The organism is Stenotrophomonas sp. CASM114 (assembly GCF_049384325.1).
GTDB lineage: Bacteria > Pseudomonadota > Gammaproteobacteria > Xanthomonadales > Xanthomonadaceae > Stenotrophomonas > Stenotrophomonas muris.
This window is the reverse complement of the sequence record NZ_JBMRGJ010000008.1, coordinates 126,922-149,257: the sequence shown is the minus strand read 5'-3', so window position 1 is coordinate 149,257 and position 22,336 is coordinate 126,922. Positions and strand designations below refer to the sequence as shown.

20 protein-coding genes are annotated in these 22,336 nt (G+C 68.0%); 19 read left to right on the top strand and 1 reads right to left on the bottom strand.

Features of this window, described 5'->3' with window-relative positions:
- Window positions 1-157: 157 nt before the first annotated feature.
- The 15 genes from VG566_RS10915 (at window position 158) to pncB (ending at window position 16,437) form a co-directional block, all read left to right on the top strand.
- Window positions 158-2,011, top strand: coding sequence for a S8 family peptidase (locus VG566_RS10915; RefSeq protein ID WP_014645887.1), 1,854 nt, complete (start codon window positions 158-160; stop codon window positions 2,009-2,011).
- Window positions 2,012-2,147: 136 nt separating this feature from the next.
- On the top strand, window positions 2,148-3,869 hold the full coding sequence (gspE, locus tag VG566_RS10910; RefSeq protein WP_197561703.1) for a type II secretion system ATPase GspE: 1,722 nt from the start codon (window positions 2,148-2,150) through the stop codon (window positions 3,867-3,869).
- Window positions 3,870-3,893: 24 nt separating this feature from the next.
- On the top strand, window positions 3,894-5,114 hold the full coding sequence (xpsF, locus tag VG566_RS10905; protein ID WP_032956504.1) for a type II secretion system protein XpsF: 1,221 nt from the start codon (window positions 3,894-3,896) through the stop codon (window positions 5,112-5,114).
- 49 nt (window positions 5,115-5,163) lie between these two features.
- Window positions 5,164-5,607 carry a type II secretion system major pseudopilin GspG gene (gene gspG / locus VG566_RS10900; protein WP_014645890.1) on the top strand — a complete coding sequence of 148 codons (444 nt, stop codon included), beginning with the start codon at window positions 5,164-5,166 and terminating at the stop codon, window positions 5,605-5,607.
- Window positions 5,608-5,613: 6 nt separating this feature from the next.
- Window positions 5,614-6,108 (top strand): type II secretion system protein XpsH, encoded by a 495-nt coding sequence (gene xpsH, locus VG566_RS10895; RefSeq protein ID WP_049404744.1) that lies wholly within the window; start codon window positions 5,614-5,616, stop codon window positions 6,106-6,108.
- The gene (gene xpsI / locus VG566_RS10890; protein WP_134966935.1) at window positions 6,105-6,524 is read left to right on the top strand and encodes a type II secretion system protein XpsI; all 420 of its coding nucleotides are present in this window, start codon (window positions 6,105-6,107) and stop codon (window positions 6,522-6,524) included. The genes xpsH and xpsI overlap by 4 nt, the downstream gene beginning before the upstream one ends.
- Entirely contained in the window at window positions 6,521-7,153 is a 633-nt protein-coding gene (locus VG566_RS10885; RefSeq protein ID WP_049404741.1) for a type II secretion system protein J, read from the top strand. The genes xpsI and VG566_RS10885 overlap by 4 nt, the downstream gene beginning before the upstream one ends.
- Window positions 7,150-8,013, top strand: coding sequence for a general secretion pathway protein GspK (locus tag VG566_RS10880; protein ID WP_049404739.1), 864 nt, complete (start codon window positions 7,150-7,152; stop codon window positions 8,011-8,013). Before VG566_RS10885 ends, VG566_RS10880 begins: the two co-directional genes overlap by 4 nt.
- Window positions 8,010-9,155, top strand: coding sequence for a PilN domain-containing protein (locus tag VG566_RS10875; RefSeq protein ID WP_049404737.1), 1,146 nt, complete (start codon window positions 8,010-8,012; stop codon window positions 9,153-9,155). The genes VG566_RS10880 and VG566_RS10875 overlap by 4 nt, the downstream gene beginning before the upstream one ends.
- Window positions 9,130-9,843, top strand: a complete 714-nt coding sequence (gene gspM / locus VG566_RS10870; protein ID WP_423172685.1) for a type II secretion system protein GspM — start codon at window positions 9,130-9,132, stop codon at window positions 9,841-9,843. The genes VG566_RS10875 and gspM overlap by 26 nt, the downstream gene beginning before the upstream one ends.
- Complete coding sequence (locus VG566_RS10865) at window positions 9,833-10,621, top strand: general secretion pathway protein GspN (protein ID WP_197561706.1); 789 nt, start codon at window positions 9,833-9,835, stop codon at window positions 10,619-10,621. Before gspM ends, VG566_RS10865 begins: the two co-directional genes overlap by 11 nt.
- Before the next feature lie 9 nt (window positions 10,622-10,630).
- Window positions 10,631-12,838, top strand: coding sequence for a type II secretion system secretin GspD (gspD, locus tag VG566_RS10860; RefSeq protein ID WP_049404733.1), 2,208 nt, complete (start codon window positions 10,631-10,633; stop codon window positions 12,836-12,838).
- A 628-nt stretch (window positions 12,839-13,466) separates the two neighbouring features.
- A complete protein-coding gene (locus tag VG566_RS10855; protein WP_046428748.1) occupies window positions 13,467-14,318 on the top strand; it encodes a glycosyltransferase family 2 protein in 852 nt (283 codons plus the stop codon).
- The gene (locus VG566_RS10850) at window positions 14,315-15,154 is read left to right on the top strand and encodes a glycosyltransferase family 2 protein (RefSeq protein WP_241884628.1); all 840 of its coding nucleotides are present in this window, start codon (window positions 14,315-14,317) and stop codon (window positions 15,152-15,154) included. Before VG566_RS10855 ends, VG566_RS10850 begins: the two co-directional genes overlap by 4 nt.
- A gap of 101 nt (window positions 15,155-15,255) precedes the next feature.
- Window positions 15,256-16,437 carry a nicotinate phosphoribosyltransferase gene (pncB, locus tag VG566_RS10845; protein WP_014645901.1) on the top strand — a complete coding sequence of 394 codons (1,182 nt, stop codon included), beginning with the start codon at window positions 15,256-15,258 and terminating at the stop codon, window positions 16,435-16,437.
- A gap of 16 nt (window positions 16,438-16,453) precedes the next feature.
- Here the strand turns inward: pncB and VG566_RS10840 are convergent, their stop codons facing one another.
- Window positions 16,454-16,819 carry a hypothetical protein gene (locus VG566_RS10840; protein ID WP_014645902.1) on the bottom strand — a complete coding sequence of 122 codons (366 nt, stop codon included), beginning with the start codon at window positions 16,817-16,819 and terminating at the stop codon, window positions 16,454-16,456.
- A gap of 458 nt (window positions 16,820-17,277) precedes the next feature.
- Between VG566_RS10840 and VG566_RS10835 the strand changes: the two genes are divergently transcribed.
- The 4 genes from VG566_RS10835 to VG566_RS10820 all read left to right on the top strand — a co-directional run bounded on the left by VG566_RS10835 (window position 17,278) and on the right by VG566_RS10820 (window position 22,316).
- On the top strand, window positions 17,278-17,817 hold the full coding sequence (locus VG566_RS10835; RefSeq protein ID WP_014645903.1) for a fimbrial protein: 540 nt from the start codon (window positions 17,278-17,280) through the stop codon (window positions 17,815-17,817).
- Between the two features lie 85 nt (window positions 17,818-17,902).
- Window positions 17,903-18,631, top strand: a complete 729-nt coding sequence (locus tag VG566_RS10830) for a fimbrial biogenesis chaperone (protein ID WP_014645904.1) — start codon at window positions 17,903-17,905, stop codon at window positions 18,629-18,631.
- 92 nt (window positions 18,632-18,723) lie between these two features.
- Entirely contained in the window at window positions 18,724-21,288 is a 2,565-nt protein-coding gene (locus VG566_RS10825; RefSeq protein ID WP_197557177.1) for a fimbria/pilus outer membrane usher protein, read from the top strand.
- Window positions 21,279-22,316 carry a fimbrial protein gene (locus VG566_RS10820; protein WP_032962457.1) on the top strand — a complete coding sequence of 346 codons (1,038 nt, stop codon included), beginning with the start codon at window positions 21,279-21,281 and terminating at the stop codon, window positions 22,314-22,316. The genes VG566_RS10825 and VG566_RS10820 overlap by 10 nt, the downstream gene beginning before the upstream one ends.
- The last annotated feature ends 20 nt before the right edge of the window (window positions 22,317-22,336 follow it).

Below are 22,336 nucleotides of genomic sequence, written 5' to 3'. Positions count from 1 at the left end.
GCCACTCCATCGCGCCGGCGGCCACCCACGCCGGCGCCGTACCTGCAGTGAGGGCCTGGGGGGAGGTCACGGCAATCCCGGCTGGGCCGGCCGGGAGTCGTCAAGGAATGATGGCCGCAGTGTTGGTTCGATCCATGACCCAGAAGAGGAATTCGACGTGATCAAGAAGCAGAACCTTCGCATCAATGTGCTTGCCGCCGCCGTGCTGTCGATGACGGCGGTCGGTGCCGTCCACGCCGCCGGGTTGCCGACCCGTGAACCGGTGCGCCAGGCCAGCACCGCCCAGCCGGGTACCGAGCGCATCATCGTCAAGTACCGGGCCGGCGCTGCTGCCGCCACCGACCGCTCGGCGAAGCTGTCCACCGTGCAGTCCGCACTGACCCGTGCCAGTCTCTCCGGCGGCACGTCACGCGCCAGCACGCTCGGCCCGCAGGTGGTCCGCAAGCTGTCTACCGGTGCGGATCTCATCCGTGTGCAGGGCCGCCTGGCACCGGCCGAACTGCAGCGCGTGCTGAAGGAACTGAAGGCCGATCCGTCGGTGCAGTACGCCGAAGCCGACGTGAAGCTGCGCCGCAGCGAACTGCGTGCCGGCAACGTGCAGCCGGCGCTGGTGCCGAACGATCCCTTCTACCAGCAGAACCAGTGGCATCTGCACAATGCGGTCGGCGGCATCAACGCACCGGCGGCGTGGGATGTCTCGCAGGGCGAGGGCATCGTGGTGGCAGTGATCGATACCGGCGTCCTGCCGCAGCATCCGGACCTGGTCGGAAACCTGCTGGAAGGCTACGACTTCATCAGCGATGCGGAGACCTCGCGGCGCCCGACCAACGATCGCGTGCCGGGTGCGCAGGACTACGGTGATTGGGTCGAGAACGACAACGAGTGCTATGACGGCTCGCTGGCCGACGACAGTTCCTGGCACGGCACCCACGTCGCTGGCACCGTGGCCGAGCAGACCAACAACGGCGTCGGCATGGCCGGTGTCGCCTACAAGGCCAAGGTGCTGCCGGTCCGCGTGCTGGGCAAGTGCGGCGGCTACCTGTCCGACATCGCTGATGCGGTGACATGGGCCTCCGGCGGTACCGTGACCGGCATCCCGGCCAACACCAATCCGGCCGAGATCATCAACATGAGCCTGGGGGGCGGTGGTTCCTGCGCCAGCACCTACCAGGACGCGATCAACGGCGCGATCTCGCGCGGTACCACGGTGGTGGTGGCTGCCGGCAATGAAGCCGACAACGCGTCCAAGTACCAGCCGGCCAGCTGCGAAGGCGTGGTGACCGTGGGTGCCACCCGCATCACCGGTGGCATCACCTACTACTCCAACTATGGAGCCCGCGTGGACCTGTCCGGTCCGGGCGGTGGCGGCAGTGTCGACGGCAACCCGGGCGGCTACATCTGGCAGACCGGCTCCAATGCGGCCACCACGCCGGAATCGGGCACGCCGGGCTACATGGGCATGGGCGGTACCTCGATGGCCTCGCCGCATGTGGCCGCCGTTGCGGCACTGGTGCAGAGCGCACTGATCGCCAAGGGCAAGGATCCGTTGACCCCGGCCGCGATGCGTACCCTGCTGAAGGAAACGGCGCGTCCGTTCCCGGTCGCCATCCCGGCGGCGACCCCGATCGGTACCGGCATCCTCGATGCCAAGGCCGCGCTGGCCAAGGCACTGGAAGAACCGTGCACCGAGAACTGCGGGCCGGTGGCCACGCCGCTGACCAACAAGGCCGCAGTCGGCGGCCTGAACGGTGCTGCCGGCAGCAGCAAGCTGTACAGCTTCGAAGCCGTCGCCGGAAAGCAGCTCAGCGTGATCACCTACGGTGGCACCGGCAACGTCTCGGTCTACATTGCCCAGGGGCGTGAGCCGAGCGCCAGCGACAACGACGGCAAGTCGACCCGTCCCGGCACGTCCGAAACGGTGCGGGTGAACAAGCCGGTGGCGGGCACCTATTACATCAAGGTGGTGGGCGAAGCGGCATACAACGGCGTGAGCATTCTCGCCACGCAGTAATCACCTCGTGTCGTAGTTGAACGGCCGACGCCCGTCACCCTGTGTGACGGGCTTCGTCTTTTTACGAAAGGTGGCCGCAGGGCGGCGGAAATCACGGCTTAACTGCTAAAGTCGGGCCGATTGACAGGAGAGTCACGTGAACGCGCTCGCTGCAACCGTTACCGACGACGCCGAAGGCCGCATCCTGGATGCGTTGCTGGCGCGCGGCCGGCTCAAGGAAGGAGACCTGGCACGCGCGCGGCCATTGCATGCCGAGGCCGGCGGCAGTCTGCTGGGCCTGCTGGTGCGCCTGGGCCTGGTGTCTGAACGCGACCAGGCACAGGCCAGCGCTGAGGTGCTGGGCCTGCCGCTGCTGGAAGGCAAGCAGGTGCCGGAGGCCCCGCCGCAGGCGCTGGCCGAGGGACTTCCGCTGTCGCTGCGCTTCCTGAAGCAGTTCCATGTGTGCCCGCTGGAGTTGGATGAACACGGGGTGCGGCTGTGGCTGGCCGATGCCCACGACGCCTATCCACAGCAGGCCGTGCAGTTGGCCCTTGGGGTCCCGGTGACACCGGTGCTGGGCATGCGCGCGGAGATCGATGACCTGGTCGAGCGCTGGTTCGGCCAGGGCCGCAGCGCGATGGGCGCGATCGTGGAAACCGCGGATGGCGAGGGCGGTGCGGTTGACGACATCGAGCACCTGCGCGACCTTGCGTCGGAAGCACCGGTGATCCGCCTGGTCAACCTGGTGATCCAGCGTGCGGTGGAGCTGCGCGCTTCGGATATCCATGTCGAACCGTTCGAGAGCCGGTTGAAGGTCCGCTACCGCGTCGATGGCGTGCTGGTGGAGGGCGAAAGCCCGCCGGCCAACCTCACCGCTGCGGTGATCAGCCGCATCAAGATCATGGCCCGGCTCAACATCGCCGAGCGCCGCCTGCCGCAGGACGGCCGCATCATGCTGCGCGTGCAGGGCAAGGAGCTGGACCTGCGCGTGAGCACGGTACCGACCGCGCATGGCGAAAGCGTGGTGATGCGCCTGCTGGACCGCGAAACGGTGGTGTTCGATTTCCACCGGCTCGGCTTCACCGATGCCTTCCTGCCGCAGTTCCGCAAGGTGCTGGAACAGCCGCATGGCATCCTGCTGGTCACCGGCCCGACCGGCTCGGGCAAGACCACCACGCTGTACACCGCGCTGAGCCAGCTCAACACCGCCGACGTCAAGATCATCACGGTCGAAGACCCGGTGGAATACCAGATAGAAGGCATCAACCAGATCCAGGCCAAGCCGCAGATCGGCCTCGACTTCGCCAATGCCCTGCGCAGCATCGTGCGCCAGGATCCGGACATCATCATGATCGGTGAAATGCGCGACCTGGAAACCGCGCGCATCGCCATCCAGTCGGCGCTGACCGGCCACCTGGTGCTGTCCACCCTGCATACCAACAACGCAGCCGGTGGCATCACCCGCCTGCTCGACATGGGCGTGGAGGACTACCTGCTCACGTCCACCATCAACGGCATCCTGGCCCAGCGCCTGGTACGCCGGCTGGAGCCGACCCACGCCGAGCGCTACGAAGCCTCGCCGGAAGAGATCGAGCGGTTCGAACTGCGCCGCCTGCAGCCGGAAGGGCCGATCCACCTGTACCGCCCGAAGCCGTCTGCGCTGGCGCCGACCGGCTACCTGGGGCGTACCACCATCATGGAATTCCTGGTGATGGACGATGCGCTGCGCCGTGCGGTGATGCGCCGCGATGGCATGGGCGAGATCGAGCGCATCGCCCGCGAGGCCGGCATGCGCACCATGTACGAGGATGGCCTGTCCAAGGCGTTGAGCGGGCAGACCACCATCGAGGAAGTGCTGCGCGTGACCGAGGAAAGCTGATGCGTGCAGGACGCCGGGGCTGACATGCCGAACTATCGCTACAAGGCGCTCAATCCGCATGGCGAGGTCTTCGATGGGCAGATGGAAGCGGCCAGCGAGGCCGAGCTGATCGCGCGCCTGCAGGACCAGGGCCACCTGCCGATGGAGACGCAGCTGGCCGACGCCGGCGCGATCGGCGGCAGCAGCTGGCGCAACCTGCTGCAGCAGCGCCCGCTGCAGGGGGCCGCGCTGCTGCAGTTCACCCAGCAGTTGGCGACCCTGCTCGGTGCTGGCCAGCCGCTGGACCGCGCGCTGTCGATCCTGCTGGGGTTGCCCGAGGACGAACGATCGCGCCGCGCGATCACCGACATCCGCGACGTGGTGCGCGGTGGCGCACCGCTGTCCACCGCGCTGGAGCGCCAGCATGGGCTGTTCTCGCGCCTGTACGTGAACATGGTGCGCGCCGGCGAAGCCGGTGGCAGCCTGCATGAAACCCTGCAACGCCTGGCCGACTACCTCGAGCGCAGCCGCGCGCTGCAGGGCAAGGTCATCAACGCGCTGGTCTACCCGGCGATCCTGCTGGTGGTGGTCGGTGGCGCGCTGTTGTTCCTGCTCGGCTACGTGGTGCCGCAGTTCGCGCAGATGTACGAAAGCCTGGACGTGGCGCTGCCGTGGTTCACCAACGCGGTACTGCAGCTGGGCCTGTTCGTGCGTGACTGGTGGGTGCTGCTGCTGGTGGTGCCCGGCGTGCTGGTGCTGTTCTTCGAGCGCAAGGCGCGGCAACCGGCGTTCCGGTTGGCGCTGGATGGCTGGCTGCTGCAGCGGCGTGGCATCGGTCGCCTCATCGGCGAGCTGGAAACCGCCCGGCTGGCGCGCACGCTGGGCACACTGCTGCGCAACGGCGTCCCCTTGCTGGGGGCACTGGGCATCGCGCGCAACGTGCTGGGCAACCGCGCCCTGGCCGCTGACGTCGAAACGGCCGCCGATGAAGTGAAGAACGGCGCCGGCCTGTCGCTGGCCCTGTCGCGCGGCAAGCGGTTCCCGCGCCTGGCGCTGCAGATGATCCAGGTCGGCGAGGAATCCGGCGCACTCGATACCATGCTGCTCAAGGCCGCCGACACCTTCGAACAGGACAGCGCCCGGCGCATCGACCGCATGCTGGCGGCGATGGTGCCGGCGATCACCCTGGTGCTGGCCTCGGTGGTCGGCGCGGTGATCGTGGCCGTGCTGGTGCCGCTGTATGACCTGACCAATGCCATCGGTTGACGATGGCACTCCCTGCAACCCCGACACTCCGCAACTGAAAGGACCGTCCATGATTGCCCGTCGCCGACCGATCCGCCTTTCCTTCACCGCCGCGCGCAACCAGTCGGGCATGAGCCTGCTGGAAATCATCATCGTCATCGTGCTGATCGGCGCGGTGCTGACCCTGGTCGCCAGCCGCGTGCTGGGCGGCGCCGACCGTGGCAAGGCCAACATCGCCAAGGCGCAGGTGCAGACCGTCGCCTCCAAGATCGACAACTACCAGATCGACACCGGCAAGCTGCCGGCCACGCTCAACGACCTGGTGACGGCGCCGGCCGGTGTCGGCGGCTGGCTCGGCCCGTACGCCAAGCCCGCCGACCTGAATGACCCGTGGGGCCACGCACTGGAGTACCGGGCGCCGGGCGAAGGCCAGCCGTATGAGCTGGTCAGCCTGGGCAAGGATGGCAAGGCTGGCGGCAGCAGCGTCGACGCTGACATCCGCTACCAGCCGTAACCGCGCATGACGCACTTCCTGCCGCGCCGGTTGCCACGCCCGCGCCTGCACGGCAGGCGTACGGCTGGACTGTCGTTGCTGGAAATGCTGCTGGTGATCGCATTGATCGCAGCGATCGGCCTGATCACCGCCGCCGGCCTGTCGCGCGGGTTCGCCGGCATGCAGCTGCGCAGCGCCGGCAAGGACATCGCCAGCCAGCTGCGCATGGTGCGCGCGCAGGCGATCGCCCGCGGCGAACCGCAGCGCTTCGTGATCGAACCGGCACGGCGCCGCTGGGAGGGGGCCAACCAGCGCCACGGTGAGGTGCCGGCACAGCTGCAGGTGCAGTTCGAAGGTGCCGCACAGCTGGCCACCGCGGCGGGGCAGGGCGTGATCGAGTTCCATCCCGATGGTGGCTCCAGCGGCGGCCGTATCCGGTTGCAGCGCGACGGTGCCGAATGGCGCGTCGACGTCGGCTGGCTGACCGGCGAGGTCCGCTCCGGCCCCTGGCGGGCGCAATGAAGCGGCGCGCGCGTGGCTTCACCCTGCTGGAAGTGATCATCGCTTTCGCCCTGCTGGGCCTGGCGTTGACCCTGCTGCTGGGCAGCCTGTCCGGTGGCGCGAAGCAGGTACGTGACGCCGAGCTGCGCACGCGTGCGGTGCTGCATGCACAGTCGTTGCTGGCCCAGGCCGGTGTCGACGCGCCGCTGCAGGTGGGCAGCCAGCAGGGTGACTGGGAACAGGGGCGCTATCACTGGGAGCTGCAGGTCCAGCCGTGGGTGGAACCACGCGCCGGCAACGCCGTGCAGGCCACGTCAGCGGGCACCCCATGGCTGGCCGAGCTGCAGCTGCGGGTGCGCTGGGGCGACAGCGAGCGCGAACAACTGCACTGGCGCAGCCTGCGCCTGTTGCCGCCCGACCTGGAGAACGCGCGATGAAGCGGCGCGCCGCGGGCTTCACCCTGGTCGAAGTGATGCTGGCCACCGTGCTGCTGGCCGGCGGCCTGGCACTGGCCTTTGCCAGCGTGCGCTCGGCGATGGCGGTCAGCCAGCGCGGCGAGCAGATCGCCGCTGAAAGCGAACGCATGCGCGCGGTCGAGTCGTTGCTGCGCAGGCAGCTGGCGGGTGCACTGCGCACCCCGCTGGAGGCCCCGGACCCCACCCGCGAACCCATCTTCTTCCAGGGCGAGGAGCAACGCATGCTGTTCGCCGCCGACCTGCCCGGTTACCTCGGCCGTGGCGGCCCCTACCTGCACGCGCTGCAGGTGGACGGACGCGGTGGCCAACAGCGCCTGCTGCTGGACCTCGTGCTGCTGCAGGAAGGCGAGCGCATCGCCGAGAATCCGCCGCGCCCGCCGGAGGTGCTGGTGGACAACCTGAAGTCAGTGCAGCTGCGCTATCGCGGCATCGATGCCAGCACCGGGCAGGTGACCGACTGGCTGCCGCGCTGGGATGACACCCGCCGCCTGCCGATGCTGGTGGAAATCCAGATCGTGCCATCCCGGGGCGCGCCGTGGCCGCCACTGGTGGTGGCGCTGCGTGCCGGTGGCAGTGGAGGCACGCGATGAGCCGTCAGCGCGGGGCGGCATTGGTGCTGGTGCTGTGGCTGATCGCATTGATGACGGCGCTGGTCGGTGCGTTCGCGCTGAGCGCACGGGTCGAGCACCTGCAGCAGCGCGTGCTGGATGACGATGCACGCGGGCAGGAACGTGCGCGCGCCGGCCTCGAATATGCCCTCATGCGCCTGTCAGCCGATCCGCAACGGGCGCCCTGGCGTGCCGATGGCCGTACCTACCGCTGGCAGTTCGACGACGCCAGCATCGAGATCAAGGTGCTGGACGAGAACGGCAAGATCAACCTGAACCTGGCCGACGCCGCACTGCTGACCGCCTTCCTCAAGGCGCTGGGCGAAGACGATGCACAGGCCCGGCAGTTGGCCGGCGCCATCATCGACTGGCGCGACGAGGACAGCCTGCTGCAACCGGGCGGTGGCGCCGAAGCGCCGGACTACGCCGCAGCCGGATTGCCCTACGGCCCACGCAACAAGCGCTTCGAGACCCTGGGCGAGCTGCAGCGGGTCCTGGGCATGCGCGGCCCCCTGTACCGGGCGATGCTGCCGCACCTGACCCTCTACAGCCGCCAGGCACGGCCGGATCCGCAGTTCGCCAGCGCGCCGGTGCTGACCGCGCTGGGCCTGGATGCGGACAGTGTGATGGCGCAGCGCGCACAGCAGGAGCGTGATGCAGATTCCGCTGGCGGCACGACAACGCTTGCCAGCAGCAGCGGCACCTATAGTATCGAGTCCGGTGCCATCGACGGCAGTGGACGCAGGTCGGTGTTGCAGGCAGTGGTACGCAGTGGCTCGGGCGGGGTTCCCGGGCGGACTTACACAGTGCTTCGCTGGGAGCAGGGAATGACAGCAAGATGACGGCGTGGCAGGACAGTCTGCGGCAGGTGCAGGGCCGGATCGGCCCGGGCGCCGGCCGTTTCCTGCGCTGGTGGCGGCAGTCGCTGCTGGCCTGGGTGCCGGTGCGCTGGCAATGGGCATTGGGCTGGGGCCAGGCACGCCTGCTGCTGCAGCACGAGGGCGACCAGCTGCAGGTCTGGCGTGAAGCCGGCGAACGCCGCGAAGGGGTGGCGCGCCTGCCGTGGCCGCTGTCGCCGGTGGAGCTGGACCGCGTGCTGGAGCCTCGCCTGCGTACTCTGCCGCGGGTGTGGCTGCTGCCGGCGACGGATGTCCTGCGGCGTAGCCTGCGCCTGCCCGCTGCAGCGGCCGACCGCCTGCGCGCCGTGGTCGGTTTCGAGATCGACCGGCAGACCCCGTTCGAATCATCCCAGGTCAGTTATGACGTGCGTGAGCTCGGCGCGGGCGGCGAAGGCCAGCTGCAGGTCGAACTGGTGGCGTGGCCATTGCGGCAGCTGGACGCATGGCGCACCAGTGTGGGCCCATGGGCCGATGCGCTGGCGGGCGTCGATGCCATCGATGCGCAGGGCAACGTGCTGCAGGTGAACCTGCTGCCGCCCGCACAGCGCCAACTGCGGCCAGACCCGATGCGACGCTGGAACCTGCTGCTGGCAGTGGCTGCCGTCGTGATGCTGGTACTGGCCGCGGTGCAGCTGCTCGACAACCGCCAGGCCGCCGCCGATGAGCTGCGTGCACAGGTCGAGCGCAGCGCGCGCAGTGCGCGAGGTGTGGCCAGCGAACGCGCGCAGCTGCAGGCGCTGATCGATGGCGCCGCATTCCTGGAGAAGCAGCGCAGCCAGCGCGCCGGCACCGTTGAAATCTGGAACGAACTGACCCGACGCCTGCCGGAAGGTACCTACCTGGAAAAGCTGGCGATCGAGAACAACAACCTGCAGCTGATCGGCCTGAGCCGCGAGGCGTCGCAGCTGGTGCAGCTGCTGCAGGACGCACCGCAGTGGCGCAAGGTCAACCTGACCGGGGTGCTGCAGGCCGATGGCGCGGCCAGTGGCCGCGACCGCTTCACCATGACCGCCGAACTGCAGCCGTTGCCGGCCGCCGCACCAACCCCGGAGGCGGCCGATGCCGATGCCAAGCGCACGCCGTGACTGCTGGCTGGCGCTGGCACTGCTGCTGGCAGTGCTGGGCCTGGCCTATCTGCTGCTGGTGCACCCCTGGTTCACCCAGCCGCTGCGTGCGATCGATGCCGATGTCGCCGCCCTGCGCGAACGCGAGTCGCGCGTGCAGGCGCAGCTGCAGCAGCAGCCGCAGATCGAACAGCGCCTTCGCGCTACCCGCGAGGCACTGCAGCAGCGGCCAGGCTTCCTGCGCGAAGCCACTGCCGAAGCTGCCGCCGCTGCATTGGGCGCCCGGCTGCAGGATGCGGTGGCGATGGCCAGCCCGGGCAACCGCAGCTGCACCATCAGCAACCGCACGCCGCTGACCGACAACCGGCGCGACGCCGAGTTCGTGCGCGTCGCCATGCAGGTGCGCCTGCGCTGCGGGGTGGCCGAACTGGCCACCGTGCTGCACAGCCTGGAAACCGGCAGCCCACGCCTGTTCGTCGACAACCTCAACCTGATCGCGCAGCGCTTCCAGCAATCACCGAACGAATCGGGGCTGGGCCTGGACGTGTCCTTCGAGCTGGCCGGCTATCTGCTGCCGGGCGCTGCCGCCGATGGCACGGTTCCGGCGCCCGCTGCGACACCGGCACCGTCCGCGTCGCCGGCCGAGGCCGCACCTGCGCCGCAGCCGGCGCCCCCGTCCGAAGGGCAGGAGGTGGCCGATGAAGCTTGAGCAGATCAGCCTGCCTACCGGCTTCCTGCTGGCGCTGGCCGGTTGGGCGGCCGCCGTCTGGCTGGCGACCGGCTTCGGGCTGGGCAGCCAGCTGCCGGGTGCCGGCGGTGATGCCGACGCCGCGCCATCGCTGCCATCGCTGCCGCCGCTGGCGGCCGAGCGCATGGCCAGCGCCGACAGCTACAGCGCGATCGGTGAGCGCCCGTTGTTCGCCGAAGACCGCAGGCCGCGGCCTTATCTGCTGGGTGGCAGCGAACCGGCGGCCAGCGCCGCGTTGCGCCTCACCGGTGTGCTGCTGACCGGCGATTTCGGCATGGCCACGTTCACCACCGAACAGAACCGCTCGCTGCGCCTGCGCCTCAACGGCGAAGCCGTGGATGGCTGGCAGCTGGTGGCGCTGCAGCCGCGCCAGGCGACGGTGATCGGCCCCGGTGGCAACCAGGTCCTGGAACTGGCGGTGTTCAACGGCCAGGGCGGTGAGCCGCCGACGGTGCTGCGCGGTGCCAACGGCGCACCGCCTGCAGGTGCGATCGTGGTGCCGCCCTCGGCGGGCGCTCCGCCGGCGCCGCCACCGGCCGCGGCAATCCCATCGCCGTCGCCCGCTGGCAATGCACCAGCGCCTGCGGCGGCCGCTGCAACAACCCCACCGGCCAACAACAACGGTCCCAGTGAAGCGCAGATGCAGGCCATCCGCGAACGCATCCAGGCCCGCCGCCGCCAGCTGCAGCAACAGCAGCAACAACCGTCGCCGCCCCCGGGCGATGGCACCAACCGATAGAGTGAATGCATGAACCTGCGTTTTCTTCCCTGGTCCTTTGCCCTCGCGCTGCTGGTCGGCTGCAGTACGGTGTCCGCGCCGCACGTGCAGCGCAACGGCAATCTGTCGCCCAGCGCCGACGCCGGCCAGGCGGCCGATGTCGCTGCCGATGCCGCCCGTGAAAGCCAGGGGGCACCGCAGGCGGTGATCCGCCGCGGCACCGGCACCATGATCAACCGCGAGGCCGCGCGTGCGCCGGCACCGGCGCTGCACGGTGCCAGTACCGGCGAGGCGACCTTCAACTTCGAAGGCGAATCGCTGCATGCGGTGGTCAAGGCCATCCTTGGTGACATGCTTGGCCAGAACTACGTGATCGCGCCAGGCGTGCAGGGCACGGTCACCCTTGCCACGCCCAAGCCGGTATCGCCGGCGCAGGCACTGAACCTGCTGGAGATGGTGCTGGGCTGGAACAACGCGCGGATGGTCTACAGCGGTGGGCGCTACAACATCGTCGCCGCCGACCAGGCGCTGGCCGGCACGGTCGCGCCAAGCACGGCACCCGCGGCCAGCGCGCGCGGCTTCGAAGTCCGCGTGGTCCCGCTGCAGTTCATCTCCGCCACCGAAATGAAGAAGGTGCTGGAGCCGTACGCGCGCCCCAACGCCATCGTCAACGTGGACAGTGGCCGCAACGTGATCACCCTGGGGGGTACCCGCGCGGAACTGGAAAACTACCTGCGCACCGTCGAGATCTTCGACGTCGACTGGTTGTCGGGCATGTCGGTGGGCGTGTTCCCGATCCAGTCGGGCAAGGCCGAGCAGGTCGCGGCCGACCTGGAAAAGGTGTTCGGCGAAGAGAGCAAGACGCCCAGCGCCGGCATGTTCCGTTTCCTGCCGCTGGAGAATGCCAACGCCGTTTTGGTGATCACGCCGCAGGTGCGCTACCTGGACCAGATCCAGCAGTGGCTGGATCGCATCGACACCGCTGGTGGCAGCGCCCGCCTGTTCTCCTACGAGCTGCGCTACATCAAGGCGCGCGACCTGGCCGAGCGCCTCAGCGAGGCCTTCGCCAGCAGTGGCAACCGCGGCGGCTCCAGCCCGGCCTCGCTGGCACCGGGCGCCATTCCGTCGCAGCTGGGCGGCGACGGCGACCGTGGCATGGACAACAGCAGCAGCAACCTGGGTTCGACGCTGGGCGGAACCAGTGGTAGTGGCAGTGGCAGCAGCAATGGCAGCCTGAACCTGCCGCAGCGCCAGCCCGGCAACGTCAGTGTCAGCCTGGAGGTGGAGGGCGACCGCGTCGGCGTGTCGGCGGTGGAGGAAACCAACACCCTGCTGGTGCGTTCGACGCCGCAGGCGTGGCGCTCGATCCGCGAGGTGATCGAGAAGCTGGACGTGATGCCGCTGCAGGTACACATCGAAGCCCAGGTGGCCGAGGTCTCGCTGGATGGCGACCTGAAGTACGGCGTGAACTGGTTCTTTGACAATGCCGTGGCCGGGCGTGCCCTGACGGGCGCATTGGGCGGCGTGACCCTGCCGGCGGCAGCGGGTGGCTCGTGGAGCAGCTTCGCCGGTGCCGCAACGGGCGGCGAAGGCCTGGGCTGGGCATTCACCGGCCACAATGGCGCGGCGGTGGTAAGTGCGCTGGACAAGGTCACGGATGTACGCCTGCTGCAGACGCCTTCGGTGTTCGTGCGCAACAACGCCGAGGCCACGCTCAACGTGGGCGACAAGGTGCCGATCAACACCACCACGGTGAACACCGGCGTGGGCACCAGCACCTACAGCTCGGTGCAGTACATCGACACCGGCGTGATCCTGAAGGTGCGCCCGCGCGTGACCCGCGATGGCACGGTGTTCCTGGATATCGTGCAGGAAGTGAGCAGCGCCTCGAACGTGCCCGACAACTGCAATCCGACCGAGCGCAACTGCAACCCGCGAATTTCCACAAAGAAGCTGTCGACCGAAGCGGCGGTGCAGAGCGGCGACACCATCATGCTGGCTGGCCTGATCACGGATTCGGGCACCGATGGCAGCAGCGGCATTCCCGGCCTGAGCCGTATTCCGGTAGTTGGCGCGCTGTTCGGGCAGAAGAGCCGCTCCAGCCGCCGTTCCGAGGTGATCGTGCTGCTGACCCCGAGCATCGTGCGCAACAGCCTGGAATCGCGCAACCTGACCGACGAGTACAGCAAGCGCTTCCGCGCGATGGAGCCGCTGAACCAGCCGCGCGCGAAGAAGTAAGGGGTTACGGCCGGGCGGCGCCCGGCACCCGCCGAGGCCGGAGCAACGGCAACGGCCAAAGCGAAAGCAACAGCAACAGCAACAGCAACAGCAACAGCAACAGCGGGTTTACTGAGGGAGGGTGGGTCGGCGTGGGGTGGCAGGACACGCCGTAAACCCGTCCCTGGGGGCTCGATGGCGCCATCCATGGCGCCAACGGTCCTGCCACCCCATGCCGACCCACCTCTGACAGACTCCCGTGGCTGTTGGTAGGTGTCGACCTTGGTCGACACGGTGGATCCGCGCCATGCGTGGATGACTGTCTGTCAGATTTCGAAATCAGAAAATGGGGTCAGATCCGTTTTCCTCTGGAAAACGGATCTGACCCCAGGCTTTGCCGACAGATCGCAGAAATCTGTCGAAGGCGGGGTGGGTCCGGTTGCGGGGGCGTGAGCCGCATGGATGCGGAGACCGAGCTTACATGGACGTACTTGCAGCGTCCCCCGCAACCGGACCCACCCCGCCATCCCCCAAGAACCCGCTCTGGCTGTTGCTTCGGCTTCGGCTCCAGCCTCCGCGGGTGCCGGGTGCAACCCGGCCGATACCCTCCCGGTGCTACGCTGTGGCCACCGACAACCACGGAGGCGGGATGGGGGCGATCGTGTTGTTGCCGCTGTGCGTGGACGATGCCGCACTCGACCGCTGCCTGGCCGCGCTGGATGCCGGCACGGCGCCAGGGACCGCGGTCTGGTTGGCCGATGACGCACAGACCGGGCCACGCGCGCAGGCGGTGGTGGAACACTGGCTGGCGCATACGCCGCTGCAGGCCGAGTACACCCGGCGCGCGCGGCCACTGGGCGAAGTCGCCCATCTGGACGAGATGCTGCGCGCCTGCGATGGCCTGGACGTGGCCGTGCTGGCGCCGGACAGCGTGCCATCACCCGGCTGGTTGCAGCAGTTGCAGGATGCCTTCGCCCGCGATGCCGCGATCGCCACCGCAACCCCCTGGTGCAATGCCGGCGAGACCGCCGCGTGGCCACGGCTGGGCGAGATCAATCCCGAGCCGCAGGACCCGGTCCTGCTGGCGCACACCTGCGCGACGCTGCCGACGCTGCACCCGGAGCTGCCATCGGCGGTCACCCACGCGGTGCTGGTGCGCGGCAACGCGCGCCGTCGCGCCGGCGGCCTGGACGTGGACAGCTACGCTGGCTGGAACGCGGCACTGGTCGACCTCAGCCTGCGCATGGCCGGCCTTGGCTGGCGCAACGTGCTGTGCGAGACCGCCTTCGTCAGCCGGGCAGGGGAGGCGGTCAGCCGCGATGGCGATCTGGAGGCCCTGGCCGCGCGCTGGCCGGCCTGGGTACCGCGGCTGGCCGATTTCCTGATGCACGACCCACTGCACGGGCTGCGCGCCGACCTGCAGCAGCGCATGCGGCAGGCGATAATGCCGAAGGAACAGGGCGACCTGTTCGTCCCGTCAGTGCCGGAGCCACCCGTTTGAATGTTGCCATCGCCGCCATCGTCGTCACTTACCAGAGTGGGAGCACCATCGATGCCTGCCTCTCGCGCCTGCGCCAGGCGCAGGATGTGGCCGAGATCCGGGTGATCGACAATGGTTCGCTGGATGGCACCCTGGACATCGTGCAGCGGCATGCCAGCCACGATCCACGCGTGCGCTTCGTCGGCAACCCGGACAATCCCGGCTTCGCCGCCGCCAACAACCAGGGCGTGGCCGACTCGCACAGCCCGTGGCTGGCCTTCATCAACCCGGACCTGATGGTCGAGCCGGACACGCTGGCCGAACTGCACTCCCGCGCCGAAGCGCTGGGCGACTGCCTGCTGGGCGTTGAACAGGTGGACGAGCATGGCCATGCCGACGAGGCGGTGCGCCGCCGCGACCCGGATTTCCTGAGGATGCTGCGTTCGCCCGGCAAGGGCTCGAAGCTGGCGGTTCCGCGTGAGCCGCACCAGGCACTGCAGCGGGTGCCGGCACTGTCCGGCGCACTGCTGATGATGCCGCGCGCGCTGTTCGACCGTATCGGTGGCTGGGACGCGGGCTATCGCCTGCACGCCGAGGACCTGGACCTGTGCCGGCGCGCGCGCGAAGCCGGCGCGGTGGTAGCGATCGCCAACGACCTGCAGGTTACCCATGTGCGCGGTGTCTCCAGCCGCTCGCGGCCGTTCTTCGTGGAATGGCACAAGCACAGGGGGCTGTGGCGCTACTTCCAGAAGTTCGAGGCCAGGCAGCGTTCGCTGCCGGTGCGCGCGGCGGTATGGGCTGCGATCTGGGCGCATGCGCTGATGCTGGTGCCGCGCCTGCTGCGCAGGTCGTTGTAGAGCCGAGCCCACGCTCGGCTGCATGGAAAGGGTCATCCACGCATGGTGTGGCTCCACTCGCCGCGCCCACGGTTCACTCCGCCGGGCGCATAATCCGCCCCATGCCTATCATCCAGTCCCTGCTCGACACCGACCTGTACAAGTTCACCATGATGCAGGCGGTGCTCCACCAGCACCCCGGCGCCCAGGTGCAGTACCGGTTCAAGTGCCGCACCCCCGGCATCGACCTGGCAAGCTACATCGCCCAGATCGATGAGGAAATCGACCACCTGTGCAGCCTGCGTTTCAGCGACGCGGAACTGGACTACATGCGTGGCCTGCGCTTCGTGAAGCCGGACTTCGCCGATTTCCTCGGCCTGTTCCATCTGGACCGCAAGTACATCCAGCTGCGTGCGTCGACGGCCGTGCCCGGTGAGATCGAGCTGGACATCACCGGCCCGTGGCTGCACACCATCCTGTTCGAAGTGCCGCTGCTGGCGATCATCAACGAAGTCTGGTTCCGCAACACCACCACGGCCGACTTCGCCGAAGGCGAGCGCCGCCTGCAGGCGAAGGCCGCGCTGCTGCGCGATACCCCCGGTTTCGAGCACTGCCGCATCGCCGACTACGGCAGCCGCCGCCGCTACTCGCGTGACTGGCATGCCCGCCTGCTGCCGCTGCTGCGCGACGCGCTCGGCCCGCAGCTGGTCGGTACCAGCAACGTCCACTTCGCGCGCCTGTATGGCATGACCCCGCACGGCACCATGGCCCACGAGTACCTGCAGGCGTTCCAGGCGCTCGGCCCGCGCCTGCGTGATTCGCAGGTGGCAGCACTGGAATCGTGGGCGCGCGAGTACCGCGGCGATCTTGGCATCGCGCTGTCCGACGTGGTCGGCCTGGACGCGTTCCTGCGCGACTTCGACATGTATTTCTGCAAGCTGTTCGACGGTGTGCGCCATGACTCCGGCGATCCGTTCGACTGGGGCGACCGCATGCTGGCGCATTTCCAGCAGCGCCGGGTCGATCCGCGCAGCAAGGTGCTGGTGTTCAGCGATGGGCTCGACATCGCCAAGGTGATGCGGCTGTACGACTACTTCCGCGGTCGCTGCCAGGTCGCGTTCGGCGTTGGCACCCACCTGACCAATGACCTGGGCCCGACGCCGCTCAACATCGTCATCAAGATGGTCCGCTGCAACGGCCAGCCGGTGGCCAAGCTCAGCGATTCGCCGGGCAAGAGCATGTGCGACGACCCGGGTTACCTGGCCTACCTGCGCCAGGTGTTCGAATTGCCGCAGCCGGAGTAATACCGGCCTGCAGGGCTTACAGGTAGTCGACGACCACCAGATAGGCGCCCTGCAGCGGCTGCTGCTTCGAAGCCTGCACGCTGTAGCGCTCGGAGAAGGCGATATCGCCGGCGCGCATCGCGCTGGCCGACACCGACAGCTTCTGGCCCTGGCGCTTGCCGTCACGCAGCGTCGCCGCCTGGCCATCGGCCAGTGCCGTCACGGCCACCGTCGAGCCCTTGGCCGACGGTGGGCAGGCCGCCAGGCTCAGCTCACCCTGGGACAGGTTCGTCGTGCAGCCCGGCTCGGCGATACGGCCGCTGAAACGGATGCTGCCGCTGCTGGCCTGGGCCAGCGCACTGACGGACATCAGGGCCACGCACAGCAGAATGGAGTTCCTCATGACACGTTCTCTGGTTCGGTGTGTCCTAGTTAGCGACAGGATCGATCAACCTTTAATAGGACGATTCCGAATCTGCTAGGGCCATCACCAAGAAAGAGTGATGCGCATCAAAGAAGCCAAATTCCCCCTGAAAAATGCCTGTTTCCGCGCGTGCCGAACGCGTCGCGCAATGCGACATCCCCAGTCGTTTGTAGCGTGACCGCGCCCCGCGTCAAAACCCCCGCACCCCGAGGCTGTGATTCGCCTAACACGTCACATTTAAGGCGTCAATGAATTGGCGTTCAGAAAAATAATGAGACTTTCATCACAGTTGTGCCTATACTTGCGTCACGGATTCAGGGAGAGGTATGTCCGAGTCCGGCCACAGGTGAGACGCAAGGATGGGTCTTGTTAGCCCGGCAGTGCTCCTTGCTTCCTCCTCTACTTCTCATCTCTTCAGTAGGGTTAGGTAAAAGCGAATGCACAAGATGAACCTCATTGCCGCTCTGATGCTGGCCGCCGCTCCGCTGGCCGCCAACGCCGCCGACGGCACCATCACCTTCAATGGCAAGGTGACCGACAAGACCTGCACCATCTCGACCCCGGGCGGCAAGGACTTCGCCGTGACCCTGCCGACCGTGTCCAAGAACACCCTGGCCACCGCCGGTGCCGTTGCGGGCCGTACCCCGTTCGCCATCAACCTGACCAAGTGCAGCGCCGGCAACGTCGCCACCTACTTCGAGCCGGGTTCGACCGTCGACTTCAACAGCGGCCGCCTGGTCAACCAGGCCTCGGCCAACGCTGCCACCAACGTGCAGCTGCAGCTGCTGGGCTCGAACAACCAGTTCCTGCCGATCAAGGCTGCCGGCGCTGGCCTGGCGCAGACCAACTCGCAGTGGGTCACCGTCGGCACCGACGGCTCGGCCGATCTGAACTACTACGCTGAGTACTACGCCACTGCCGCCGCCACCCCGGGCGACGTCACCAGCAGCGTCAAGTACACGATCATCTACAACTGATCGTCGTCGTACCCGCATTGGCCGGCGTACGCGCCGGCCAGTGCTTCGCGGCCCCTGGCCACACCCCTCGAGCGTAGTACTTCCGATGAAAGCAATCTTTCCCCGGGCGCTGCTGCTGGCAGCGTTCACGCTGCCCTTCTGCCAGAACGCTCTGGCCGGCGTGGTGGTCAACGGCACGCGAGTGATCTATCCGGCGCAGGCGCGCGAAGTGACCGTGCAGGTCGACAACGTGGGCGATTCGCCGGCGCTGGTCCAGGCCTGGATTGACAGCGGCGACGCCAACCAGACCGCCGACAACAGCGACGCCCCGTTTGTACTGACGCCGCCGATCGCGCGTGTCGAGCCGGGCCGCAGCCAGGCGCTGCGCGTGATCTTCTCCGGTGCGCAGCTGCCGACCGACCGTGAGTCGGTGTTCTGGCTCAACGTGCTGGATGTGCCGCCGTCGCCCGACAACGCCGACAGCGGCGACCAGAATTACCTGCAGGTCGCGTTCCGTTCGCGCCTGAAACTGTTCTACCGGCCGCAGGGCCTGAAGGGCGTCGCCAACGACGCGCCGGCAGCGTTGCGCTGGACCCGCACGGGCGATCGCCTGCGGGTGGAAAACCCCAGCCCCTTCCACGTCACGCTGGCCGAAGTGCATGCCGTGACCGGCAGCAGCGAGAAGACCGTCGAGGACAAGGGCGCCATGGTCGCGCCGAAGCAGAGCCTGGAGTTCACCGCACCGGCGGGCTCCGACCAGGTGCGCTTCATCACCATCAACGATTACGGCGGTCGGGTGGAGCACACGGTCCGCCTCGGCAGTACCGGGGGCTGAACGCGCCGCGCCGGCCATGGGCCTGCGCATCCCGCCACCGCCGCCGTGCGGCGAATTGAAGGAATGTCAGTGTGATCGGAAACAGATTGACATTGTCGATCCACCAGGCGATCTGCCTGCTGGTTGCTGGCGTGGCCTGCCCAGGATGGGCGATGGCTGCGCCGGCCAATCTCGGCGAACAGGCGCTGATGGCGCAGAGCGGTGCGGCCAATGCGCGTGCACCCGAGTCGGCCCAGTTCAACTCCAGCTTCCTCTCCGGCCAGGCCAAGCAGGTCGACCTGGCCTCCTTCACCAATGGCAACCCGATGGTGGCTGGCACCTACCGTGTCGACGTCTACGTCAACGGTGGCTGGCAGGGCCGTCGCGATCTGCAGTTCAAGGCCGATGAGCAGGGCCGCGTCGACGCCTGCCTGCCGCTGCCGATGCTGGAAGAAATGGGTGTGGACAGCGAGGCCGTGCTGCTGCAGCAGGACCCGACGCTGCCGACCGACACGAACAGCTGCGTGCCGGTACAGCGGCGCATGGCCAATGCCTATGGCATCTATGACAGCGGCAACCTGCGCTACGACCTCAGCATCCCGCAGGTGTTCCTGCGCCGTGAGGCGCGCGGCTACGTCAATCCGTCGCTGTGGGACCGCGGCATCAACGCTGGCTTCGTCGGCTACAGCTTCAACGCCATCGACAGCGACAGCCGTGTTGAAGGGGGGCAGCGCAATCGCAGCGCCTACCTCGGCCTCAACGCCGGCCTGAACTTGGGAGGCTGGCAGTTCCGCCACGATTCCAACCTGACCTGGTCCGAAGGCAACGGCCGCCACTGGCAGAGCATTGCCACCTATGCGCAGCGCGGCATCCCGCAGGTGCGCGGCATGCTCACCATTGGTGAGGCCTACACCACGGGCGAGCTGTTCGATTCGATCGGCTACCGGGGTGCCAGCCTGGCCAGCGACGACCGCATGCTGCCCGATTCGCTGCGCGGTTACGCGCCGGTCGTGCGCGGTATTGCCGAAACCAACGCGCGCATCGAAGTGCGCCAGAACCAGCAGCTGATCTACTCCTCCACCGTATCGCCGGGCAGCTTCGTCATCGACGACCTGTACCCGACCGGCTACGGCGGCGACCTGGAAGTGAGCGTGATCGAGGCCGACGGCCGCCGCCGCGAATTCAAGGTGCCGTTCGGTTCTGTGCCGCAGATGCTGCGCGAAGGCGTGTCGCGCTACTCGCTGACCGCCGGCCAGGTGCGCAACAAGCTGCTGGCCGATGAGCCGTGGCTGGTGCAGGGTACCTACCAGCGTGGCATCGGCAACCAGTTGACCCTGTACGGCGGCAGCGCGCTGAGCGAAGGCTACCTGTCGCTGCTGTACGGTGTCGGCCTGTCCACGCGCGTCGGTGCCTTCGCTGCCGACGTCACCCATGCACGGACCTCGTTCGACCACTACGGCAGCCATACCGGCGCCAGTGTGCGGCTGAGCTACAGCAACATGATCGGCGAGACCGGGACCAACCTGACCCTGGCCGCCTACCGCTACTCCACTGAAGGCTTCTACAGCCTGCAGGACGCGCTGTATGGCCGTGATTCGGACAAGCGCGGCATCGATCCGACCACCCGTGGCCGTCAGCGCAGCCAGTTCCAGGTAACGCTGAACCAGCCGCTGGGCCGACGTGGCGGTGCGCTGTACGTGACCGGCTCGGTGCGTGACTTCTACGACCGTTCCGGCACCTCCAAGCAGTACCAGGTGGGCTACAACAACGCCTGGCGCTCGGTGAACTACGGCTTCTCGGCGCTGCGCACCGAAGAAGGCGTGCTCGGCCGTTCCGATACCCAGTACCTGCTGTCGATGAGCGTGCCGCTGGGCCGGGGCACCCACCCGGTGTCGTTCAGCGCCGACCTTGGCGCGCGCGACCGCGGTGGCTACGACAACAGCCGCGTCGGCATCACCGGTTCGGCCGGCGTCGACAACAACTTCAGCTACGGCGTGGCCCTGTCCGATTCCCGCGAGGGTGGCACCACTGCGGTCGGCAATGCCGAGTACCGCAGCCGCTACTCGGCGTTGAACGCCACCTACAGCCACTCGCGTGATTTCCGCCAGGCGTCGGTCGGTGCCAACGGCAGCGTGGTCGTGCATCCGGGCGGCTTCACCTTCACCCCGCAGCGCGGCGACACCATGGTGCTGGTCGAAGCGCCGGGCGCGCGCGATGCGATCGTCAGCAACGCGCCGGGCCTGCGCGTCGATGGCCGCGGCTACGCCGTGGTGCCGTACGTGTCGCCGTACCGCCTCAACACCGTCACCCTCGATCCGCAGGGCATGGCCCACGACGTCGAACTGGAAAGCACCAGCCAGTCCATCGCGCCGTTCGCCGGTGCCATCAGCTACCTGCGCTTCGACACCCGCAAGGGCAACGCGCTGCTGATCCAGGTGCGCAACGCCGATGGCCGCAGCATGCCGTTCGGTGCGCAGGTCAAGGACGAACAGGGCCAGCCGGTCGGCATGGTCAGCCAGGGCGGCCGCCTGTACGTGCGCAGCGAGAAGAACCAGGGCCAGTTGCAGGTCGAGTGGGGCGCCGGTGCCGACCAGCGCTGCACCATTGATTACCAGGTGCCGGCGGGCGCCGATGCGTCCAAGACCGGCTTCATCCCGCTGGAGGCAGCATGCCGATGATTTCTTCCCGTGGCCGCCAGGCGCTGGCCGCGCTGGCCGTACTGGGCGGCGTGCTGCTGGCGCAGCAGGCCAGCGCCGCCTGCCGCATCCAGAACAGCTGGTTCATCGCCCAGGACGTGACCATGGACATGGGCCAGATCGTGATCCTGCCCAGCACCCCGGTCGGCGGCGTGATCAAGGAAATCAGTGAACCGATCACCCAGCAGAACAGCGTTGCCCGCTGCGATTCCTGGACTGGCGGTCGTTCGATCGGTGAGTACGTCAACGCAGCGCAGAAGCGCCCCGTGGCCGGCTTCTCGAACGTCTATGAAACCGATGTGGCAGGCGTCGGCATCCGCCTGTACCGCGATTCGGGTGCGATCCAGACCTACTACCCGCACTCGATCAACTTCGGTGGCGGTTCCGTGGTCAGCCTCATCGGTGGCCAGTTCCGCATCCAGCTGATCAAGACCGCTGCGCAGACCGGTTCGGGCGTGATCGCGCCGAACGGCCGCTTCACCAACTACTACTTCGACGGCGATGGCCCCGGGCGCCCGGTACTGACCTCGACGTTCAAGGGCTCGGGCACCACCGTGGTCAGTCCGACCTGTGAAGTGCAGGCCGGCAGCCGCAACATTGCCGTCGATTTCGGCAGCGTGCCCAACACCACCTTCACTGGTGTCGGCTCCAAGGCCGTTGATCGCGACTTCGAGATCCGCCTGAACTGCCAGGGCAGCAACGTTGCCGCCTACCAGAGCAAGATCGGCATCCGCCTCGATGCCGACCAGGACAGCTCGAACATGCCGGGCGTGCTGAAGCTGAGCGCGGCCAGCAACAGTGCCACCCGCATCGGCATCCAGATGGTCCAGCGCGATGGCAGCACCGAGCGTGAAGTGCGCTTCGGCCAGACCATCAACGTTGGCACCACCGCGCCGGGTACCAGCGTCATGGCGCTGCCGCTGCGCGCGCGCTACGTGCAGACCCAGGCCGGTACGGTGGGCGCGGGTGTCGCAAACGGCCAGGCCACGTTCACCATCCAGTACGAGTAAGGCCGCCCCGGCGGCTGCCC